The sequence below is a fragment of the Pseudomonas sp. ENNP23 genome (genome assembly GCF_001728945.1).
Classification (GTDB): Bacteria; Pseudomonadota; Gammaproteobacteria; order Pseudomonadales; family Pseudomonadaceae; genus Metapseudomonas; species Metapseudomonas otitidis.
In genome coordinates this window covers 1-22,185 of the sequence record NZ_LYSP01000009.1, presented here as the reverse complement: position 1 = coordinate 22,185, position 22,185 = coordinate 1, and the positions used below count along the sequence as shown (strand labels likewise).

Annotated in this window: 15 protein-coding genes and 2 pseudogenes; 9 read left to right on the top strand and 8 right to left on the bottom strand. The window is 62.4% G+C overall.

The window, feature by feature from the left end; translation table 11 throughout:
* Positions 1–27: 27 nt before the first annotated feature.
* Positions 28–807: a hydroxyacylglutathione hydrolase gene (gene gloB, locus A9G05_RS07175; RefSeq protein ID WP_069560313.1), complete on the top strand. Its 780-nt coding sequence runs from the start codon at positions 28–30 to the stop codon at positions 805–807.
* Positions 808–907: 100 nt separating this feature from the next.
* Positions 908–2,491, top strand: coding sequence for a lytic transglycosylase domain-containing protein (locus tag A9G05_RS07170; RefSeq protein WP_069560312.1), 1,584 nt, complete (start codon positions 908–910; stop codon positions 2,489–2,491).
* On the opposite strand, the gene A9G05_RS07165 is transcribed toward A9G05_RS07170, so the two are convergent.
* Complete coding sequence (locus tag A9G05_RS07165) at positions 2,479–3,930, bottom strand: HDOD domain-containing protein (RefSeq protein ID WP_069560417.1); 1,452 nt, start codon at positions 3,928–3,930, stop codon at positions 2,479–2,481. The genes A9G05_RS07170 and A9G05_RS07165 overlap by 13 nt on opposite strands.
* A gap of 239 nt (positions 3,931–4,169) precedes the next feature.
* On the opposite strand from A9G05_RS07165, the gene A9G05_RS07160 reads away from it, so the two are divergent.
* Genes A9G05_RS07160 through fabI form a run of 6 tightly spaced genes read left to right on the top strand, consistent with a single transcriptional unit; the run spans position 4,170 to position 12,392 of the window.
* Entirely contained in the window at positions 4,170–5,999 is a 1,830-nt protein-coding gene (locus A9G05_RS07160; RefSeq protein WP_069560311.1) for an extracellular solute-binding protein, read from the top strand.
* Positions 5,996–7,864, top strand: a complete 1,869-nt coding sequence (locus A9G05_RS07155; protein ID WP_069560310.1) for an extracellular solute-binding protein — start codon at positions 5,996–5,998, stop codon at positions 7,862–7,864. The genes A9G05_RS07160 and A9G05_RS07155 overlap by 4 nt, the downstream gene beginning before the upstream one ends.
* Positions 7,864–8,949 (top strand): microcin C ABC transporter permease YejB, encoded by a 1,086-nt coding sequence (locus A9G05_RS07150; RefSeq protein ID WP_069560309.1) that lies wholly within the window; start codon positions 7,864–7,866, stop codon positions 8,947–8,949. The genes A9G05_RS07155 and A9G05_RS07150 overlap by 1 nt, the downstream gene beginning before the upstream one ends.
* A 1-nt stretch (position 8,950) precedes the next feature.
* Positions 8,951–9,970, top strand: a complete 1,020-nt coding sequence (locus tag A9G05_RS07145; RefSeq protein ID WP_069560308.1) for an ABC transporter permease — start codon at positions 8,951–8,953, stop codon at positions 9,968–9,970.
* 1 nt (position 9,971) lies between these two features.
* Complete coding sequence (locus tag A9G05_RS07140; protein ID WP_069560307.1) at positions 9,972–11,579, top strand: ABC transporter ATP-binding protein; 1,608 nt, start codon at positions 9,972–9,974, stop codon at positions 11,577–11,579.
* Positions 11,580–11,597: 18 nt separating this feature from the next.
* On the top strand, positions 11,598–12,392 hold the full coding sequence (gene fabI / locus A9G05_RS07135; RefSeq protein WP_069560306.1) for an enoyl-ACP reductase FabI: 795 nt from the start codon (positions 11,598–11,600) through the stop codon (positions 12,390–12,392).
* Between the two features lie 98 nt (positions 12,393–12,490).
* Here the strand turns inward: fabI and A9G05_RS07130 are convergent, their stop codons facing one another.
* The 7 genes and pseudogenes from A9G05_RS07130 to A9G05_RS26445 form a co-directional block, all read right to left on the bottom strand.
* Positions 12,491–14,365 (bottom strand): SurA N-terminal domain-containing protein, encoded by a 1,875-nt coding sequence (locus A9G05_RS07130; RefSeq protein ID WP_069560305.1) that lies wholly within the window; start codon positions 14,363–14,365, stop codon positions 12,491–12,493.
* Positions 14,366–14,575: 210 nt separating this feature from the next.
* Positions 14,576–14,848, bottom strand: a complete 273-nt coding sequence (locus A9G05_RS07125) for an HU family DNA-binding protein (protein WP_004422505.1) — start codon at positions 14,846–14,848, stop codon at positions 14,576–14,578.
* A gap of 136 nt (positions 14,849–14,984) precedes the next feature.
* Positions 14,985–17,381 carry an endopeptidase La gene (gene lon / locus A9G05_RS07120; RefSeq protein ID WP_069560304.1) on the bottom strand — a complete coding sequence of 799 codons (2,397 nt, stop codon included), beginning with the start codon at positions 17,379–17,381 and terminating at the stop codon, positions 14,985–14,987.
* 132 nt (positions 17,382–17,513) lie between these two features.
* The gene (gene clpX, locus A9G05_RS07115; RefSeq protein WP_069560303.1) at positions 17,514–18,794 is read right to left on the bottom strand and encodes an ATP-dependent Clp protease ATP-binding subunit ClpX; all 1,281 of its coding nucleotides are present in this window, start codon (positions 18,792–18,794) and stop codon (positions 17,514–17,516) included.
* Between the two features lie 109 nt (positions 18,795–18,903).
* Positions 18,904–19,548 (bottom strand): ATP-dependent Clp endopeptidase proteolytic subunit ClpP, encoded by a 645-nt coding sequence (gene clpP, locus A9G05_RS07110; RefSeq protein ID WP_069560302.1) that lies wholly within the window; start codon positions 19,546–19,548, stop codon positions 18,904–18,906.
* Positions 19,549–19,642: 94 nt separating this feature from the next.
* Entirely contained in the window at positions 19,643–20,953 is a 1,311-nt protein-coding gene (gene tig / locus A9G05_RS07105) for a trigger factor (RefSeq protein ID WP_069560301.1), read from the bottom strand.
* Positions 20,954–21,384: 431 nt separating this feature from the next.
* Positions 21,385–21,876, bottom strand: a pseudogene (locus A9G05_RS26445) (IS5 family transposase); the annotation flags it as partial.
* A 90-nt stretch (positions 21,877–21,966) separates the two neighbouring features.
* On the opposite strand from A9G05_RS26445, the pseudogene A9G05_RS27855 reads away from it, so the two are divergent.
* Positions 21,967–22,185 (top strand): annotated as a pseudogene (locus A9G05_RS27855) (ISL3 family transposase); the annotation flags it as partial.

Below are 22,185 nucleotides of genomic sequence, written 5' to 3'. Positions count from 1 at the left end.
TTTTGCTGACAGACAGGCGAGCGGCCCATGATACAGATCGACCCCATCCGTGCCTTCTCCGACAACTATATCTGGCTGTTGCAGGATGCGACCGAACGACGCTGTGCGGTGGTCGACCCCGGCGACGCCGCCCCCGTGCTGGCCTGGCTGGAGGCACACCCCGGCTGGACCCTCGGCGACATCCTGATCACCCACCACCACGGCGACCATGTGGGTGGGGTGGCCGAGCTGAAGGCTCGCACCGGCGCCACGGTGTACGGACCGGCCCACGAGACCATCCCGGCGCGGGATCGGGCGCTGGAAGACGGCGAGCGCATCGAGGTGCTCGGCCTGACGTTCGAGGTGCTCCACGTTCCCGGCCACACCCTGGGCCATATCGCCTACTTCCACGACGACGCCACCGCACCGCTGCTGTTCAGTGGCGATACCCTGTTCGCCGCCGGTTGCGGACGCCTCTTCGAGGGCACCGCCGAGCAGATGCACGCGGCCCTGTCTCGCCTCGCCGCCCTCCCCGCCCCGACCCGCGTCTACTGCACCCACGAGTACACCCTCGGCAACCTGCGCTTCGCCTGCGCCGTCGAGCCGGGCAACCTGGCGATTGAGCAGCGCTTAGAGGCCGTGCGCCGCCTGCGCGAGGATGATGGCATCAGCCTGCCTTCCAGCATTGCCCTGGAGCGCGCCACCAACCCGTTCCTGCGGGTCAGGGAAGCATCGGTGATCTCAGCAGCCGACAAACGGAGCGGCAGCCACCACACCGCCCCGGCAGCGGTGTTCGCCACCCTGAGGAGTTGGAAGGACACGTTCTGAAACGCCCTTCAGGTCACATTCGAGCTGGTGAAAACTTGACCACCCCCGGGTCGGTTCCTAGAATCGCCCGACCTTTTTTCCCGGAAAAGCCCAGCGACCAATGCCGTCTACGCCGCCGAAAACCCTTGATCTAGACGCATTGGCAAGAGCCGTAAGGGCTGTATTGCTGGTCTCCGCAGCCGCCCTTACCGGCTGCCAGAGCATGGGCCACCGCCCCGAGGACGACAGCCAGGAGAAGGTACTGGCGGCCAAGCTGCACCAGCAGACCCAGTGGCAGGAAGAGGCGCAGGTCGAGCAGGAACCACAGGACATCTGGGAGCGCATGCGCAAGGGCTTCGCCCTGCAGGACGAGATCGGCGTCAACCCGCGCATCGAGCAACAGCGCCTCTGGTTCGTCAGCAACTCGTCCTTCGTCGAGAAGGCGTCGCAACGCAGCAACCCCTACATCCACTACATCGTCGAGCGCCTCGAAGAGCGTGAGATGCCGCTGGAGCTGGCGCTGCTGCCGGTCATCGAGAGCGCCTACAACCCCTTCGCCTACTCCCGCGCAGACGCGGTGGGCCTGTGGCAGTTCATCCCCTCCACCGGGCGTCACTTCAACCTGCGCCAGACCAACTGGTACGACGGCCGGCGCGACATCACCGCCTCGACCAACGCCGCCCTCGATTACCTCGGCCGCCTGCACGAGATGTTCAACGGTGACTGGCTGCTGGCCCTCGCCGCCTACAACGCCGGGGAAGGCACCGTGAGCCGCGCCATCGAGCGCAACGAGAAAGTGGGCCTGCCCACCGACTACTGGAACCTGCCGCTGCCCAAGGAAACGCGCGACTACGTGCCCAAGCTGTTGGCCCTTTCGCAAGTGGTCCTGGCCCCCGACGCCTACGGCATCGCCCTGAGCCCCGTGGCCAACGAGCCCTATTTCGAGGTGGTGGAACTCAAGCAGCGCATGGACCTGTCCCGCGTGGCGGCAATGGCCGACCTGGACGCGGATGAGCTTTACCAGCTCAACCCCGCCTTCAAGCGCCGCATCACCATGGACGGCCCGCAGCAATTGCTGGTACCGACCCAGAAGGCCGAGCAACTGCTGGCCAGCCTGTCTACCCTCGCGCCCCAGGACCTGGTGGAGTGGCAGGAGTACCGCGTGCGCAGCGGCGACAACCTGCAGGCCATCGCCAACCGCTACCAGGTGAGCGTCGCCAGCATCAAGGAAATCAACGGCCTCTCAGGGAGCCGCCTGCGCGTGGGCCAGAGCCTCAGCATCCCGGTGGAAGCCGGCCGCACCCCAGCCCAGCCGGTGTTCCAGAACCTGGCCCGTAACGAGCCGGCCGCCAAGGCGCGTACCTACAAGGTCCGCAACGGTGACAACCTCTGGCAGATCGCCAAGCAGACCGGCGTCCACGTGAATGACCTCAAGCGCTGGAACCGCCTGAACGGCACCCACCTCAAAATCGGCCAGACCCTCGCCCTGCAGGGCTCCAGCAGCACCCGCACCACCACCCGTACCGCGGCGATGACCGACAAGGCCGGCCGTGACGCGGTGACCTACTACAAGGTGAAGAAAGGGGATTCGCTGTACGTCATCGCCAAGCGCTTCAATGTGGAGATGAAGCACATCCAGCGCTGGAATCCCCGAAGCGGGCACGCCCTGAAGCCGGGCCAGACCCTGACCCTCTACCTCCCCTGAGGCTTGCCGATCGCCGCCAGACAGCGCCCAGCCAACTGGGCGAAGCGCTGAAAGGCGACGAACTGCTCAGGCTTCAACGCACGCCCCGAAGGGCGGCAGTCAGCGTAGATCACGCCGATCGGGCGCGCCCCGGCGAACAATGGCGCGATAAAGAACATCCCCTGGCCGAACCAGCGGCGCATGGGCTGGGTCATCAGGTCGTTCAGGCTGCAAGTGGCGGGAGTGCCCATCCATAACGGCTCGCGGCTACGCAGCACGTAGCTGAACAAGTGAGGCTGTTCCGGCTGCTCGACCGGTAGCTCGAAGCCCTGCCGCCAATCCTCCGCCGCCTCGCCCGCGACCCGCTTGACGCGGAAACAGGTCTGGCGGTCGGCAAGAACCGCCACCATCACACGCTCCAAGCCCACGCCAAGGTGCAGGCCACGCGCCAGCGTGTCGAGAATCAGGCCCACATCCGCCTGGCGGGACACCATCATGCCCAGGTCCTGCAGGGCCTGCTGCATCAGCAGCAGGTCGGGCTGGAGCTGGCGTGCCTTGCGCTGGGCCTGCTGCACCAGCAACTGCTCAGGGTCAGTGGGCGGAATGAGCGCACACAGGCGGCTGGCGCCGAAGGTCGCCGCCACCTTCACCGTCTCATCGGCACTGGCCAGCACCTGCTGCATCGCCTCCTCGGGGGATACACCGATGAACTGCGCCATCTGCGGGATCAGCATCGCCATCTGCGGCGAGTCCCAGCCCTCCAGCGCCGCCTCGCTGATCTGTACCCCAAGTGTCACGGCCCTCACGGCCGGATCGGCCTGGGCGCCGCCACCGCGAGCCAACGCTGCCACTTCCCCCAGGCTCCAGCTCTTGATCAGCCCGATGGTGAGGTGGCGGAAGCTGGTGCCCAACACCTCGCGCACTGTCTGCTCTTCGTCTGCACCGGGTTGTGCAAGGGCCTGAGCAAGCTCGTCGGCCTGCTCCCCTGCGCAGCCCCAGAACGCCAGTTCCCCGAGGCGATAGAGCAGTGCGGCGATGAACACCTCCTCCTGGTCACGACTGATCACATAGCCGGCGATGTTGCGTGCCTGCACGGCGGCATGGAACGAGCGCGCCAGCAGCTCCTGCAACTGCTCACGAGGGGCGCGGGTCAGCAGACCGTCGATCAGGCTGAGGGAAAGGCCGATAAGGCGAACGTTCTCGAAACCGATCAGCACGATGGCGCGGGAGATCGTGCGAATCGGCTCCTGGGAAGGGTTGTAGTACGCACTGTTGCCCACCCGAAGGACCTTGGCGGTCAGCGCGGCATCACGCAACAGCACGTCGGCCAATTGCTGGACGGACGCGTGATCGCGCCGGGCAAGACTGTGGAGGTCGAAGACGACCGCCGCTAGAGCAGGCAAATCCGCCTGAGTGAGCCTGTCGATCCATGACTGCAAACCATGGCTGCGTAAACCCAAGATGAGGAACCCCCGCACGTTTTGGAAAAGTGTAGTCAAAAGGCTGGCCGGCCCCACTCTGGGCGGACCTTTTTCCAGTGGATACAAGCTGTTACTGTACCGGCCAGAACGCCCGTCCTACTGTCCTTTCGGCGACACAGGACAAGGCCGCCAGTGGCTGCATCACGCGAGGTTTCCAAGCGTTGCACGGCTCACGGCACACCCCCTTCCCAGCGCACCACGGACCGGATCCCCACCTGATGCGTCACCTCCTTCTCCTGCTGATCGGCCTGCTCGCCAGCGCAGGCGCGAGCGCGACACTCAGCGAGAGCCATGGCTATGCCCAGTTCGGCGGCCTGAAGTACCCCGCCAGCTTCACCCACTTCGACTGGGTCAACCCCGAGGCCCCCAAAGGCGGCACGCTGAGGCTGATGGCCTTCGGTACCTTCGACACCCTCAACCCCTACACTTTCAAGGGCACCAGCCCGGTGGCCACGCCGAACTTCCTGCAGTACGGCATCTCCGAGCTCAACGAGCCGCTGATGGTCGGCACCGGCATCTATGATCCTTCGGGAGACGAACCGGCCTCCAGCTATGGCCTGATCGCCTCCAGCGTCGAGTACAGCGAAGACCGCAGCTGGGTCGTCTTCAACCTGCGCCCCGAAGCGCGTTTTCACGACGGCAAGCCGATCACGGCCTACGACGTGGCCTTCTCCTACCGCACGCTGATCGGCAACGGCCACCCCCAGTACCGCACCAGCCTGCAAGAAGTGAAGCGGGTCGACATCCTCAACCGCCACCGCATCCGCTTCGTCCTCAAGCGCGCCGGCAACCCGCTGCTGATCCTGCGCCTCGGCGAGCTGCCGGTACTGCCGCAGCACTATTGGAAGGATCGTGATTTCAAGGCCACCACCTTCGAGCCACCGCTGGGCAGCGGCCCCTACCGCATCACCCAGGTCCGTCCCGGACGCGGGCTGGTGTTCGAACGGGTCAAGGACTGGTGGGGCAAGGACCTGCCGGTAAACCGGGGCAAATACAACTTCAACCGGGTCGAAGTGGAGTTCTATCGCGACGCCAACGTCGCCTTCGAAGCCTTCAAGGCCGGCGAATTCGACTTCTACATCGAGCATCAGGCGAAGAACTGGGCCAACGGCTACCGCATCCCGGCCGTGGTCCGGGGCGATGTGATCCGCGCCGAAATCCCGCACCAGATCCCCACCCAGACCCAGGCCCTGTTCATGAACACCCGCCACAAGGTGTTCCAGGACCGCCGCGTGCGCGAGGCCATGGGGCTGATGTTCGACTTCCAATGGACCAACCGCGCGCTGTTCAACAACGCCTACCTGCGTGCCAACAGCTACTACCCCAACAGCGAGTTCACCGCCACCGGCAAGCCCGAGGGCCAGGAGTGGCTGCTGCTTTCTCCCTACCGCGCACAATTGCCGGCACAGTTGTTCACTGAGCCCTTCAACGTGCCGACGACCGACGGGCGTGGCATCCCGCGTGAAACCCTGCGCCGGGCGCTGGGTCTACTGGGCGAGGCCGGCTGGAAGCTCTCCGGCCAGCGCCTGTTGAACACCCGTGGCGAGCCGCTGCGCTTCGAGATCCTGCTGGTCAACCCCAACCTTGAGCGCATCCTCCAGCCCTACACCGAGAACCTGGCAGGCATCGGCATCGACGTGACCCTGCGAACCGTCGACCGTGCCCAGTACAAGCAGCGTCTGGACCACTACGACTACGACATGATCCTCATGACCCTGCCCCAGAGCCTCAGCCCCGGACTGGAACAGTCTCTGTACTTCCATTCCAGCCAGGTCGGCGTGAAGGGCAGCAAGAACTACGCCGGCGTCGCCGACCCGGTGGTGGATGCCCTGCTGGAGCGCCTGCTGGGCGCCCGCACCCGCGACGAGCAGGTGGCCGCCGGCCGCGCACTGGACCGCACGCTGCTGTGGCAGCACTACAGCATTCCCAACTGGTACCTCAACTACCATCGCCTGGCGTACCGCAACCGGTTCGCCTTCGTCACCACGCCGCCCTACACCCTGGGCCTGCGTGCGTGGTGGCAGAAGCCCACGGAGAACACCCGATGAGCACGAACTCCCTGCGCACCTGGTGCCTGGCCGGCTGCGGCGCCCTGCTGCTTGGCCTTGCCGGCCTGGCCCAGAGCGAACCTCGGCACGCCATAACGCTGTATGACGAAACGCCCAAGTACCCGGTGGGCTTCAAGCATTTCGCCTGGGTCAACCCGGACGCCCCCAAGGGCGGCACCCTGCGCTTGGCAAGCTATGGCGGCTTCGACAGCCTCAACGCCTTCATTCCGAAGGGCACGTCGGCCAGCCAGCTGGGGCTGATCTACGACTCCCTGACCTTCCACTCCCCGGACGAGCCGTTCACCGAGTACGGCCTGCTGGCGGAGAAGATCGAGAAAGCACCGGACAACAGCTTCGTGCGCTTCTACCTCAACCCCAAGGCCCGCTTCAACGACGGCACCCCGGTGACCAGCGAGGACGTGGTATTCACCTTCCAGACCCTGCTGCAGCACGGCGATCCGATGTACCGCCACTACTATTCCGACGTGGACAAGGTGGTGGCCGAAGACGCCCAGCGCGTGCGCTTCGACTTCAAGCACCCGGGCAACCGCGAGTTGCCGCTGATCCTCGGGCAGATCCAGGTCCTGCCCAAGCACTGGTGGAGCACCCGCGACTTCGCCAAGTCCTCCCTGGAACCGCCCCTGGGCAGTGGCCCCTACCGCATCACCCAGGTGGAAGCCGGGCGCTCGATCCGTTTCGAGCGGGTCAAGAACTGGTGGGGCAAGGATCTGCCGGTGGTCCGTGGCTACTACAACTTCGACGTTGTCAGCGTCGACTACTACCGCGACATGTCCGTCGCCCTGGAAGCCTTCAAGGCCGGGCAGTTCGACTTCAATCTGGAGTATTCCGCCAAGGACTGGGCCACCGGCTACGACTGCCCGGCCTTGCGCAAGGGGCATATCACCCAGGTGGCCATCCCCAACCACAGCCCAGTGGGCATGCAGGCCTTCGCCTTCAATATTCGCCGGCCGGTGTTCCAGGATCGCCGCGTGCGCGAGGCCATCGCCTCGCTGTTCGACTTCGAATGGACCAACCGCCAACTGTTCTTCGGCGCCTACAAGCGTACCCGCAGCTATTTCGAGAATTCCGAGATGGCCGCCAGCGGCCTGCCAGCCGAAGCCGAGATGAAGATCCTCGAGCCCTTGCGTGGCAAGATCCCCGACGAGGTCTTCACCCAGCCCTTCCAGCTACCGGTCAGCGATGGCAGCGGCATCATCCGCGACCAGAAGCGCCACGCCTACAAGCTGCTCACCGAAGCCGGCTACCACATCGAGAATGACCGCATGGTAGGGCCGGACGGCAAGCCGCTGAGCTTCGAAATCATGATTGCCCAGGCCAACCTGGAGCGGGTGATCCTGCCGTTCAAGCGCAACCTGGCCGAGTTGGGCATCGAACTGGTGATCCGTCGTGTCGACGTCTCCCAGTACATGACCCGCCTGCGCTCGCGGGACTACGACATGATTCCCGCCACCTGGGGCCAGTCGAACTCGCCAGGCAACGAACAGATGGAGTTCTGGCACTCCCGCAGCGCCGAGAGCCCTGGCAGTCGCAACTTCATCGGCCTGCGCGATCCGGCGGTAGACACCCTGGTGGAAGGCCTGATCCGCGCCGACTCCCGACAGAGCCTGATCGACCATGCGCGGGCGCTGGACCGGGTCCTGCTGTGGGGGCACTACGCCATTCCCAACTATTACGTCGACACCTGGCGCGTCGCCTACTGGGACCAGCTCCAACGCCCTGCCGCAACGCCGCAGTACGACCTCGGCCTGTTCACCTGGTGGCAGAAGCCCGGTGCAACGCCCGCCGCTGAGGCAACGGACGCTCCCGAGGCCCCGGCCACCGAACCGCAACAGGACGCCCGCTGATGCTCGCCTACATCCTGCGGCGCCTGCTGCTGATCATCCCCACCCTGTTCGGCATCCTGCTGATCAACTTCATCATCATCCAGGCCGCCCCCGGCGGACCGGTGGAACAGATGATCGCCAAGCTGGAAGGCTTCGACGCCGCCTCCGGCGGTGCCACCGGGCGCATCTCCGGAGGCGGCGGCGAGGTCTCGGTGGCCGGCTCCAACTACCGCGGTGCCCAAGGCCTGGACCCGGAGCTGATCAAGGAAATCGAGAAGATGTACGGCTTCGACAAGCCAGCGCCGGAACGCTTCTGGCTGATGGTGAAGAACTACCTGCATTTCGATTTCGGCAACAGCTTCTTCCGCGACGCCAAGGTCACCGACCTGATTCTGGAGAAGATGCCGGTGTCCATCTCCCTCGGCCTCTGGAGCACCCTGATCATGTACCTGGTCTCGGTCCCCCTGGGCATTGCCAAGGCGGTGCGGCACGGCAGCGTGTTCGACGTCTGGACCAGCACTGCGATCATCGTCGGCTACGCGATTCCCGCCTTCCTCTTCGCCATTCTGTTGATCGTGCTGTTCGCCGGCGGCAGCTACTACGACTGGTTCCCGCTGCGCGGGCTGACCTCCAACCACTTCGACGAACTGAGCCTGGGCGGCAAGGTGCTCGACTACTTCTGGCACCTGGCCCTGCCGGTGACGGCCCTGGTGATCGGCAACTTCGCCACCCTCACCTTCCTCACCAAGAACAGTTTCCTCGACGAAATCAACAAGCAGTACGTGATTACCGCGCGCGCCAAGGGCCTTTCGGAGAACCGCGTGCTCTATGGCCACGTGTTCCGCAACGCCATGCTGCTGATCATCGCCGGTTTCCCGGCGGCCTTCATCGGCCTGTTCTTCACCGGCTCGCTGCTGATCGAGGTGATCTTCTCCCTCGACGGCCTGGGCCTGCTGAGCTTCGAGTCGGCGGTCAACCGCGACTACCCGGTGGTGTTCGGTACGCTGTTCATCTTCACGTTGCTGGGCCTTTTGGTGAAGCTCATCGGCGACGTCACCTACACCCTCGTCGATCCGCGCATCGACTTCGAAAGCCGGGAGGGCTGACATGCGCCTATCGCCCATCAACCGCCGTCGCTTCGAGCGCTTCAAGGCCAACAAACGTGGCTGGTGGTCCCTCTGGCTGTTCCTCGCGCTGTTCGTCCTCAGCCTGGGTGCGGAGCTGATCGCCAACGACAAGCCCCTGGCCATCCGCTACGACGGTGAGTGGTACTTCCCCGCCTTCAAGCGCTACCCGGAAACCACCTTCGGCGGCGAGTTTCCGCTGGAAGCCAACTACCGCAGCCCGTACATGAAGGAACTGATCGCCGCGCGCGACGGCGAGATGTACTGGCCGCCGATCCCCTTCAGCTACGGCACCATCAACTACGACCTGAAGGTCCCCGCTCCCGCGCCGCCGTCCGCCGAAAACCTGCTGGGCACCGACGACCAGGCCCGCGATGTGCTCGCCCGGGTCATCTACGGCTTCCGCGTTTCGGTGCTGTTCGCCCTGACCCTGACCCTGCTGAGCGCGGTGATCGGCGTTACCGCGGGTGCCCTGCAGGGCTTCTACGGCGGCTGGGTGGACCTGGCCGGGCAGCGCTTCCTGGAGATCTGGTCCGGGCTGCCGGTGCTCTACCTGCTGATCATCCTGGCCAGCTTCGTGCAGCCGAACTTCTGGTGGTTGCTGGGCATCATGCTGCTGTTCTCCTGGATGAGCCTGGTGGACGTGGTGCGCGCCGAGTTCCTCCGCGGCCGCAACCTGGAATACGTGCGCGCTGCGCGGGCGCTCGGCATGCAGAACGGCGCGATCATGTTCCGCCACATTCTGCCCAATGCCATGGTCTCCACCATGACCTTCCTGCCCTTCATCCTCACCGGCGCCATCGGCACCCTGACGGCACTGGACTTCCTCGGCTTCGGTCTGCCCCCTGGCGCACCGTCCCTGGGTGAGCTGGTGTCCCAGGGCAAGTCCAACCTGCAGGCGCCCTGGCTGGGCATCAGCGCGTTCGCCGTGCTGGGCCTGATGCTGACGCTGCTGGTGTTCATCGGCGAAGCCGCCCGCGATGCCTTCGACCCGAGGAAGTGAGATGAGCGAGAACCTGATCGAAATCCGCGACCTCTCCGTCGCCTTCAGTGCCGGCAAAACAACACAGACGGTGGTGGAAGGGGTGAGCTTTGATATCCGCAAGGGCGAAACCCTGGCCCTGGTGGGCGAGAGTGGCTCCGGCAAGTCGGTAACGGCGCACTCCATCCTGCGCCTACTCCCCTACCCGCTCGCCAGCCACCCGAGCGGGCATATCCGCTATAACGGCGACGACCTGCTCAAGCTCCCGGAGGCGCGCATGCGCGGCATCCGTGGCAATCGCATCGCCATGGTGTTCCAGGAGCCGATGACCTCCCTGAACCCACTGCACTGCATCGAGAAGCAGATCAACGAGGTACTGGCCCTGCACAAGGGCCTGACCGGCAAGGCGGCCACCCGACGGACCCTGGAGCTGCTGGAGCTGGTCGGCATTCCCGAGCCGGCGAAACGCCTGCGCGCCCTCCCCCACGAGCTGTCGGGCGGGCAGCGCCAGCGGGTGATGATCGCCATGGCCCTGGCCAACGAGCCGGAACTGCTGATTGCCGACGAGCCCACCACCGCCCTCGATGTGACCGTGCAACTGAAGATCCTCGACCTGCTCAAAGACCTCCAGGGACGCCTGGGTATGGCGATGCTGATCATCAGCCACGACCTCAACCTGGTGCGTCGGGTGGCCCATCGGGTGTGTGTGATGCAGCGCGGCCGCATCGTCGAGCAGTCCGACTGCCAGACGCTGTTCAAGGCCCCCCAGCACCCCTACACCTGCGAGCTGCTGGCAGCCGAGCCCAGTGGCGGCCCGGTGCCCGCCACTGAGGGGCCGACCATGCTGGAAGTGGACGACCTCAAGGTATGGTTCCCGATCCGCAAGGGCCTGCTGCGCCGGACCGTGGATCACGTGAAGGCGGTGGACGGCATCGGCTTCACCCTGCGCCAGGGGCAGACCCTGGGCATTGTCGGCGAGAGCGGCTCCGGCAAGTCGACGCTGGGCCTGGCCATCCTCCGCTTACTAGGCAGCCAGGGCGCGATCCGTTTCCAGGGACAGGCTCTCGAGGGGCTCTCGCAGAAGGAAGTACGTCCGCTGCGCCGGCAGATGCAGGTGGTGTTCCAGGACCCCTTCGGCAGCCTCAGCCCACGCATGTGCGTGGGCCAGATTGTCGGTGAGGGGCTGCGCATCCACGGCATCGGCAGCGAAGCCGAGCAGGAAGTTGCAATCATCGAAGCCCTGCGCGAGGTGGGGCTCGACCCGGAGTCGCGCCACCGCTACCCACATGAATTCTCCGGCGGCCAGCGCCAGCGCGTCGCCATCGCCCGCGCCTTGGTGCTCAAGCCTGCATTGATCCTGCTGGACGAGCCCACTTCAGCACTGGACCGCACCGTGCAGCGCCAGGTGGTCGACCTGCTGCGCAACCTACAGGCCAAGTACAACCTGACCTACCTGTTCATCAGCCACGACCTCGCCGTAGTGCGTGCCCTCAGCCATCACCTGATGGTGGTCAAGCACGGCCAGGTGGTGGAGCAAGGACCGGCAGAAGCCATCTTCTCTGCCCCCCAACACAGCTACACCCGGCAACTGCTGGAAGCCGCCTTCCTGGCCCCGTCTACCGCTCACTGAATCCAGGAGAACAGCCACATGGGATTCCTCACCGGCAAGCGCGTCCTCATCGTCGGGGTAGCCAGCAAGCTGTCCATCGCCTCGGGCATCGCCGCTGCCATGCACCGGGAAGGCGCCGAGCTGGCCTTCACCTACCAGAACGACAAACTGCGTAGTCGGGTCGAGGAACTCGCCCGGGAGTGGAGCTCCGGCCCGGACCTATGCTTCCCGTGCGACGTCACCCACGACGAAGAGATTGCCGCTGTGTTCGAGGCGCTGGGCAAACGCTGGGATGGTCTGGACGTGATTGTCCATTCCGTGGGCTTCGCCCCCGGCGACCAACTGGATGGCGACTTCACCGAGGTCATCAGCCGCGACGGTTTCCGCATCGCCCACGACATCAGCGCCTACAGCTTCATCGCCCTGGCCAAGGCTGGCCGCGCGCTGATGAAAGGCCGCCAGGGCAGCCTGCTCACCCTCTCCTACCTCGGCGCCGAGCGCACACTGCCCAACTACAACGTGATGGGCATGGCCAAGGCGAGCCTTGAGGCCGGCGTCCGTTACCTGGCCAGCAGCCTGGGCGCGGAAGGTACCCGGGTGAACGCCATCTCCGCAGGCCCGATCCGCACCCTGACAGCCTCGGGCATCAAACACTTCCGCAAGATGCTGGCGGAAAACGAGCGCCAGACGCCCCTGCGCCGCAACGTGACCATCGAGGAAGTGGGCAATGCGGCGGCCTTCCTCTGTTCGGACCTGGCCTCGGGTATAAGCGGCGAGATCCTCTACGTGGACGGCGGCTTCAACACCACTGCCATGGGGCCAATTGAAGACTGATCCCCCACTGCCGAACTGAGCCCGGCCTGTGCGGGCTTTTCATTTCCTGCGGGCAAGAAAAAACCGCCCGAAGGCGGTTTTTCATCAACCAACACCGATCAGTAACGCTCGATCTTCGCGTCGGCTTCCAGCTGGCGACGGTAGGCCGCGAAATCCTGCTGGCCACTGCGGGACGCCAGGAAGCGGCTGTACATGGCCTTGTCTTGCTCAGACAGAGTCTCGTCGGGCTGGCTGACACCGTTCAGGCGCACCAGTACATAGTCACCGTTCTTCAGCGCCACGGAGGTAAAGCTGGGCTTGTCGGCAGCAGCCGGCTTGGGCATGCGGAACACGGCCTGCAGCAGGGAAGGATCGACACCCTCCTGGCCACGGGTGGCGGCTTCCACCACGTTCCAGGTCTGGCCGTCCTGGGCCTGGTCAACCGGGGTCTTGCCTTCGCGCAGGCTGGCCAGCAGGGCATCGCCCTTGGCCTTGACGGCCTCGGTGGCTTTCTCCTGCTGGAGGTGCTGACGAATGCTGTCCTGCACGGAAGCCAGCTCAAGCTGCTCAGGCTTCTTGTGTTCCTTCACGCGCAAGGCAACTACGGTTTCCGGGTCCAGCTCGATGGCCGAGCTGTTGGCGCCGTCTTCCAGCACTTCGGTGCTGAAGGCGGCCTGCAGGACCTGGCGATTGGCAGCAAGGCCTTCACCACCTTCACGACCGAAGGGGGCGCTGATCTTCACTTCAAGCCCCAGCTCCTGTGCCGGCTGGCTCAGGTCGGAGGCTTCGAAGGCGGAGTCTTCCAGCTGCTTGGTCACTTCGACGAAACGCTGCTCAACGCGTTGCGCCTTGAGGTCGCGCTCCATCTTGTCCTTCAGGCTGGCGAAGCTGGGCACCTCCGGCGCCTGAACGGCCAGCAGTTTGATCAGGTGAAGGCCGTAGGGCGTGCGCACCGGTGCGGAGACCTCGCCTTGCTTGAGGGCGTAGAGGGCATCCTCGAAGGCGGGCTCGTAGACTCCACGGCCGGCAAAGCCGAGATCACCACCGTTGGTAGCCGAACCAGGGTCCTCGGAGAACTCCTTGGCCAGGGCAGCGAAATCTTCACCCTTGTTCAAGCGCTGCTTGATCTCGTCGATCTTCGCCTTGGCCTGTTCCTCGGTCTGCTTGTCGTTGACCTCTACCAGGATATGAGCGGCATCACGCTGCTCGGACAAGTTGGAGATTTCCTTCTCGTACTGGGCCTTGAGCTCGTCATCGCTCACAGAGACTTGGCTGAAGAACGCATCCTTCTTCAGCTCGACGTACTCCAGCACAACCTGCTCTGGGCTCATGAACTGGGCCTTGTGCTCGTCGTAGTAGGCCTTGATCTCGTCATCACTGACTTGAGTCGCCTTGAGGTCGGCTTTGAAGGTCAGGGTGGCGAAATCGCGGGTCTGCTTCTCCAGGCGGGCAAAGGCACGAACCTCGTCTTCGGTCACGAAGCCGCTCCCGGCAAGGCCAGCACGCAGTTGGCCGATGAGCATCTCGCGCTCCAGCTCCTGGCGGTACTGCAGGCGGGTGTAGCCCATCTGGCGCAGGACCATGTCGAAGCGGTCTGCACTGAACTTGCCGTTGTCCTGGAACTCGGGCGTCTGGACGATCAATTGGTCGATCGCCTGCTGTGAAAACGCAAAATGCGCGCTCTTGGCGCCCTGCAGCAGCAGGCTGCGGTCGATCAGCCCCTTGAGGGCCGCTTCACGCAGCAGCTTGTCATCCAGCATGGAGGCATCGAAATCCTTACCAAGCTGCTGCATCAACTGGCGACGCTGCATGTCCACGGCTTGCGACAGTTGGTTCTGGGAGATTTCCTCACCATTGACCTCGGCTGCCGTCTGACGATGGCTGGTGGCATTGAAAATGGCATCGAAACCGGTCAGCGCCAGCAGAGCGATGATGACGCCGATGATGGTCTTGGCAATCCACCCCTGTGAATTGTCCCTGATGTTCTGCAGCATGGTTCCCCCAGAAACGACTGTACTGACTCAAACAGCCGTGCAGAGCGGGTAAAAGTTGGGTCCGGATAAAAGAAAGGCGCATCCGAGGATGCGCCTTCTCTTAACTGTCGGGGTAGCCGGAGGGTTGCCCCTCGGCAGGCTGACTGCCTTGCTTCCCCGAGCCGCCTCCGCGGTTAGTCCGGAAGCGGATGGGCAAAGCCAGAGGGACGCTTAGTTGACGGCGTCTTTCAGAGCTTTACCAGCCTTGAAACCGGGGATCTTGGCAGCGTCGATCTTGATCGGCTTGCCAGTCTGCGGGTTGCGGCCAGTGCGAGCAGCGCGCTCTTTGACAGCGAAGGTACCGAAACCTACCAGCACCACGGAATCACCAGCCTTCAGAGCGCCAGTGACGGATTCGATCACTGCGTCCAGCGCACGGCCAGCGACAGCTTTCGGGATATCAGCGGATGCGGCGATGGCATCAATCAGTTCCGACTTGTTCACTCTTAAGTCCCCTTATATCTGTTGAGTTTGTTTCTTAGTTCTTCGGTGTAAGCAAAGCGGGTGCTGGATGGCCTGCTGACACATAGGAGCCGCTTTATAACAAGGGCTCGAAAAATGTGTCAAGAAAGCCCCCCGGCTAATGCGTGCTGATTCGCTCCTTGGAATCAGGCTCGCGCTTTTCATCCTTTGCAACCATCTCGGGAGCCGCATCGGGCAAGGGCTCCGGCGCGTATTGCAGCGCAATTTGCAGGACCTCGTCAATCCATTTAACGGGTTTAATATTCAGATCCTGCTTGATGTTTTCAGGGATTTCTTTCAAATCACGGACGTTTTCTTCGGGAATGATCACAGTTTTGATACCGCCCCGATGAGCCGCCAGCAATTTCTCTTTCAAACCTCCAATTGCAAGCACTTGGCCACGCAGGGTGATTTCCCCTGTCATGGCGACATCAGCACGCACAGGGATTTGCGTCATGGCCGACACAAGGGCTGTACACATGCCGATGCCCGCACTGGGGCCGTCCTTCGGTGTAGCCCCCTCGGGCATGTGGATATGGATGTCACGCTTCTCATGGAAATCAGCCGGAATGCCGAGGCTCTTCGCGCGACTACGCACCACGGTAAGTGCGGCGGTAATGGACTCCACCATCACATCCCCCAGCGAACCGGTCTTGGTGAGCTGCCCCTTGCCCGGAACGACCGCAGCCTCGATGGTCAGTAACTCACCACCGACCTGAGTCCACGCCAAGCCTGTCACTTGGCCGATCTGGTCCTGTAGCTCAGCCAGCCCGTAGCGGAATTTGCGCACGCCAAGGAAGTGCTCCAGCGAGTCGGCAGTCACTATCACACTGAAACGCTTCTCACGGGCGTGTTCCTTAACAGCCTTGCGACACACCTTGGCGATCTGGCGCTCCAGGCTACGCACACCGGCCTCTCGGGTGTAATAGCGGATGATGTCGCGGATCGCGACCTCCTCGAATGCCAACTCACCTTTCTTCAAGCCGTTGGCCTGGGTCTGCTTCGGAGCGAGATACTTGGTGGCGATGTTTACCTTCTCGTCCTCGGTATAGCCAGGCAGACGGATCACCTCCATGCGATCCAGCAGCGGCGCCGGAATGTTCATGGAGTTCGCGGTGCAGAGGAACATCACATCCGAAAGGTCGTAGTCGACCTCAAGATAATGGTCGTTGAAATTGTGATTCTGCTCCGGGTCAAGGACCTCAAGCAGCGCAGAAGCCGGGTCGCCGCGCATGTCGCTGCCCATCTTGTCGATCTCGTCGAGCAGGAAGAGCGGGTTGCGAACCCCAACCTTGGTCATCTTCTGGATGAGACGGCCCGGCATGGAGCCGATATAGGTACGGCGGTGACCACGAATCTCGGCTTCGTCACGCACGCCACCCAGCGCCATGCGGATGAATTTGCGGTTGGTAGCACGCGCGATGGACTCTGCCAACGAAGTCTTGCCCACGCCAGGCGGGCCAACCAGACAAAGGACAGGGCCTTTCACTTTCTTGACACGCTTTTGCACAGCGAGGTATTCGAGAATCCGCTCCTTGACCTCTTCCAGGCCATAGTGATCGGCATCCAGGATCTCCTCGGCCTTGACCAGATCCAGGCGAACCTTGCTCTCAGCCTTCCACGGCACGTTCACCAGCCAGTCGATGTAGGAACGAACGACCGTGGCTTCCGCCGACATGGGCGACATCTGCTTGAGCTTGTTCAACTCAGCGTTGGCCTTGGTGAGGGCTTCCTTGGTAAGGCCTGCGTTTTCGATGCGCTTCTTTAGCTCTTCGATTTCGTTATGGCCTTCGTCGATGTCGCCAAGCTCTTTCTGAATGGCCTTCATCTGCTCATTCAGGTAGTACTCGCGCTGGCTGCGCTCCATCTGCTTCTTGACGCGCCCACGGATACGCTTTTCAACCTGCAACAGGTCAATCTCGGCATCCAGAAGCGCCAGCACATGCTCAACACGCTCAGAGAGATCGGTGATCTCGAGGATCTCCTGCTTCTGCTCGATCTTGAGGGCCATGTGCGCTGCCATGGTGTCCACCAGGCGACCGGGCTCATCAATGCTGTTCAGCGAGGAAAGCACCTCGGCGGGTACTTTCTTGCCCAGCTGCACGTACTGTTCGAACTGGCTGAGCAGGCTGCGAACGAATACCTCGGACTCACGCTCACCCGCGTCAACCTCGTCGATCAGAGCAACCTCGGCCCGGCAATGACCGTCCACTTCGAAGAAGCGCTCGATAGCACCACGCTGCTCACCCTCAACCAGAACCTTGACAGTGCCGTCAGGCAGCTTGAGCAGTTGGAGGACGGTCGCGACCGTACCGACGCGGTACAGTGCATCCTCGCCCGGATCATCGTCCGCCGGGTTCCTCTGCGCCAACAGAAGAATTTGCTTGTCCCCGGTCATCGCGGCCTCCAGGGCCTCGATGGATTTCTCACGCCCCACGAAAAGCGGGATGACCATGTGCGGATAGACCACGACATCACGCAATGGCAGGAGAGGCAATTCTACGGTTGTCTTCATGATTTCAGCTCTACAGCGGCCATGGGCCGTTAACAGATAGGGTGACCCTGAAGGCCTAAGATGGGGGCACGTATGGGAAAAAACAAGCGCTGTAGTGGGAAAGACAAAGGGGCCCGAAGGCCCCTTTGATGATCACGCGTCGGGCGCAGCTTTCGCCGGCTGCTCACTGTTCTCGTAGATCAGCAGCGGCTTGGAAGCTCCATCGATGACACTCTCATCGATGACCACCTTGCTGACCTCGTTCTGCGAGGGAATTTCGTACATGGTATCGAGCAGTACGCCTTCGAGGATAGAGCGCAGGCCCCGGGCACCGGTTTTGCGCTCAAGCGCACGACGGGCTACCGCCTTGAGTGCATCCGGACGGAACTCCAGATCCACCCCTTCCATTTCGAAGAGCTTGCCGTACTGCTTGGTCAGGGCATTCTTCGGTTCGGTGAGAATCTGGATCAAGGCAGCCTCGTCGAGCTCGTCCAAGGTGGCGATCACCGGCAGACGCCCTACGAATTCAGGGATAAGGCCAAACTTGACCAGATCCTCCGGCTCCGCGTCGCGCAGGGTCTCCCCCACCTTCTTGCCCAAGTCAACACTACGAACCTCTGCATTGAAGCCAATGCCGCCACGAGCAGAACGATTCTGGATGACCTTCTCCAATCCAGCGAACGCGCCACCGCAGATGAAGAGGATGTTGCGGGTGTCCACCTGCAGGAACTCCTGCTGGGGGTGCTTGCGACCACCTTGCGGCGGTACAGACGCGACGGTGCCCTCGATCAGCTTCAGCAACGCCTGCTGCACACCCTCACCCGACACATCACGAGTAATGGAAGGGTTATCGGACTTGCGGGAAATCTTGTCGATCTCGTCGATGTAGACAATGCCCATCTGGGCCTTCTCCACATCGTAATCGCACTTCTGCAGCAGCTTCTGAATGATGTTCTCGACATCCTCTCCGACATAGCCTGCCTCGGTCAGCGTGGTGGCATCGGCGATGGTGAACGGAACATTCAACAAACGAGCGAGCGTTTCAGCCAGTAGCGTCTTACCGGAGCCCGTGGGACCGATGAGGAGGATATTGCTCTTGCCGAGCTCGATATCATCCTTCTTGTCACGCTGGTTGAGACGCTTGTAGTGGTTGTAGACGGCGACCGCGAGAACCTTCTTCGCACGCTCCTGACCAATCACGTACTGATCCAGGATGGTGCGGATTTCCTTGGGCGCCGGTAGCTTGTGCGCATTGCTCTCGGCCTGGGCTTCCTGCACCTCCTCACGGATGATGTCGTTGCACAGGTCGACGCACTCGTCGCAGATAAAGACGGAAGGGCCGGCAATCAACTTGCGCACTTCGTGCTGGCTTTTGCCGCAGAAGGAGCAATAAAGCAGTTTGCCGTTGTCCTCGCCATTGCGGGTGTCAGTCATTCGATCAATCCAGTCGGGATAGGCATGAAACACAAGATGAAGGCAAATGCGGGCATTTTCAAGCCCGCGAAGTGGCCGGCGGGGGCCGGCCACGGTGCTGCGGATGGTGTTAGCTGGCGATCTGACGCTTGCTGAGGACCTGATCGATCAGACCGTATTTGACGGCCTCATCGCCACTCATGAAGTTGTCGCGATCAGTGTCACGCGCGATCACATCGATCGGTTGTCCGGTGTGATCGGCAAGGATCTTGTTCAGACGCTCACGGATGGTGAGGATCTCACGCGCATGGATCTCGATGTCCGAAGCCTGTCCCTGGAAACCACCCAGAGGCTGGTGGATCATCATGCGCGAATGCGGCAGGCAGTAACGCTTGCCAGCCGCACCGCCCGCCAGGAGCAATGCGCCCATGCTGCAGGCTTGGCCGATGCAGATAGTGGAAACATCAGGCTTGATGAACTGCATGGTGTCGTAGATCGACATACCTGCAGTCACCGAACCGCCTGGGGAGTTGATATAGAGGTGGATGTCCTTGTCTGGGTTCTCGGCTTCGAGGAAGAGCAACTGGGCAACCACCAGATTGGCCATGTAATCCTCGACCTGACCCACCAGGAAGATCACCCGCTCCTTCAACAGACGGGAATAGATGTCGTAGGCACGCTCGCCACGGGCAGACTGCTCCACCACCATCGGCACCAGGCCGCCAGCAGCCTGGATATCAGGGACTTGTTGCTGCATATAAGAATTGCGGGACATGTCCAGCGATCACTCCCTAACTAATGTCATGTCTCAAAGACGCATAAGCCAGCTCGGAGGCTGGCTTATGGTGTGCTCGAACGAGGCGAAACGATCAGGCGGCTTGCGGAGCTTCTACCGGCTTGACTGCATCTTCGTAGGAGACCGCTTTGTCAGTCACGTTGGCCTTCTGCAGGACAGTATCTACAACTTGTTCTTCCAGCACAACCGAACGGACTTCGTTCAGTTGCTGGTCGTTCTTGTAGTACCAAGCCACTACCTGCTCGGGCTCTTGGTAGGCAGAAGCCATTTCCTCGATCAGCTCGCGAACGCGGGCATCGTCCGGTTTCAGCTCGAACTGCTTGACCACTTCAGCCACGATCAGCCCCAGGACAACGCGGCGCTTGGCTTGCTCTTCGAAGAGCTCGGCCGGCAGTTGATCAGGGTTGATGTTGCCGCCGAATTGCTGAACAGCCTGAACGCGCAGACGGCTCACTTCGTTGCCGATCAACGCCTTGGGCACTTCGATCGGGTTGGCAGCCAGCAGGCCGTCCATCACCTGATTTTTCACCTTGGACTTGATGGCCTGACGCAGCTCACGCTCCATGTTCTTGCGAACTTCGGCGCGGAAGCCCTCAAGACCACCTTCCTTGATGCCGAACAGCGCGAAGAACTCGTCGTTCAGCTCCGGCAGGATGGGAGCGGAGACGCTGTTCACGGTCACGGTGAACTCGGCAGTCTTACCGGCCAGATCCAGGTTCTGGTAGTCCTCGGGGAAGGTCGGGTTGATGACGCGCTCCTCGCCCGCCTTGACGCCAAGCAGGGCATCTTCGAAGCCCGGGATCATGCGGCCGGAGCCCAGTACCAGGCTGGTGCCCTTGGCAGAACCGCCAGCGAAGGCTTCGCCGTCGATCTTGCCGACAAAATCGATGTTCAACTGATCGCCATTCTCGGCAGCACGATCCACAGCCTCGAAGCGGGTGTTCTGCTTGCGCAGGATTTCCAGCATGTTGTCCACGTCCGCGTCGCCGACTTCAGCCTGCAGGCGCTCGACAGCGATGGACTCGAGACCAGCAACCTGGAACTCCGGGAACACCTCGAAGGTGGCAATGAACTCGAGGTCCTTGCCCTTCTCGAACACTTTCGGCTCGACAGAAGGCTGACCAGCCGGGTTCAGCTTCTGCTCAACCACAGCCTCATAGAAGGAAGACTGGATCAGGTCACCCAGGACTTCCTGGCGAGCAGCGTCTTCGTAACGCTGACGGATGACGCTCATGGGCACCTTGCCCGGACGGAAGCCAGCGACCTTAGCGCGGCGAGCAGTCTGCTGAAGACGCTTGTTGACTTCAGTCTCGATCCGCTCGGCCGGCACACCAACGGTCATACGGCGCTCGAGAGCGGAGGTGCTTTCAACAGAAACTTGCATGGATATTCCTCGTTGCAGACATTTGCCGGCCGGACCGGCCCCATAATCAAGGGTCGGCATTCTATTAGAGGAAAATGCAGAAGTCACCCCGCCAACCCATCGCGCTTCGCGCCCATGCCTACAAGAGCCGACACCGCTGGATTCGTACCTTATATAAGGAAGGGCCGCCCTGCCCGACCAACATCCCTGCCCGATGCCTACGGCCGGGCGGGCAGCGCTCCGGCAGTACAGCACGCTCAAGGCCGGACGACACTGCGGCCGGATGCCGCAAATGTAGCGCGCCCACCGCGAGGAGTATTCATACCCCATGGCCAAACGACGCTTTCTCGGACACCTCAAATGCGAAGCGGTAGGCAAGCCCCTTGCCGGCACACCCTTCGCGAGACCGCCGAGACGCTGGACATCGCTACAAGCCTATTAGGTTCTGTACGAAAGTACTGGCGCAAGCATCGCAGAGTGCAAGCCCGCGAGACCATTGCGGTAAAGCTCTTGGCGAGCTTGTCGTGGCGGGTACAGTTTCTTCGGCGCTCTTTTAGCCAGCCGAACATCCGCTCAATGATGTTACGCTGCCGATGTTTCGGTCGATCAAAAAATCGAGGCAGCCCCGACTTGGGCCTGCGCTTTATGGTGCGCTGCGGAATCACCGGCTTCATGCGTTAGCGGCCGCAGTACTGGCGCAGATATTCGGCATCGTAACCTTTGTCTGCCAGTAACCAACCACAGCGCTTACGAGGCCGCCCAGGCTTTCCGGGATACGAACCTGATCCAGATGGGCTGTGCATGGGTAAAGTCGCTGGCTTTCCTCGGTGAAAGCAGGAAGCGAAGAGATATCCCTTTGGCACCCAGACCAGATGAATTCTGGTGGTCAGGCCACATTGACTGCACCCCAGCGCATGATCTATCGGTTCTTCTGCCCCCCTTTTAGGTTCTTCGCGGAATCAGAGGAAAGAGCGAGTTGACCGCCAGGGAAGCGGGTAGATTGGCAGTCGCCAAACGCCCCCCCTGCTGCCGCCGTGCATCCTATTGATCTTGCTGCTTTCTGGCCAGGCTACGAGGTCGTCGCCTGTCGCCAATCCTCCCATGACACCCTGCTGATTGAGCTCGAGCCTCAAGACGGTTCTGTCCCCATCTGCGGGCGCTGTGGCCAGCCCAGTCCATTAATCCACGAGCGGCGGATTCGCCAGGTGCGTGATCGCGATCTGCTCGACCAACGCGTCCAACTGCAACTGCCG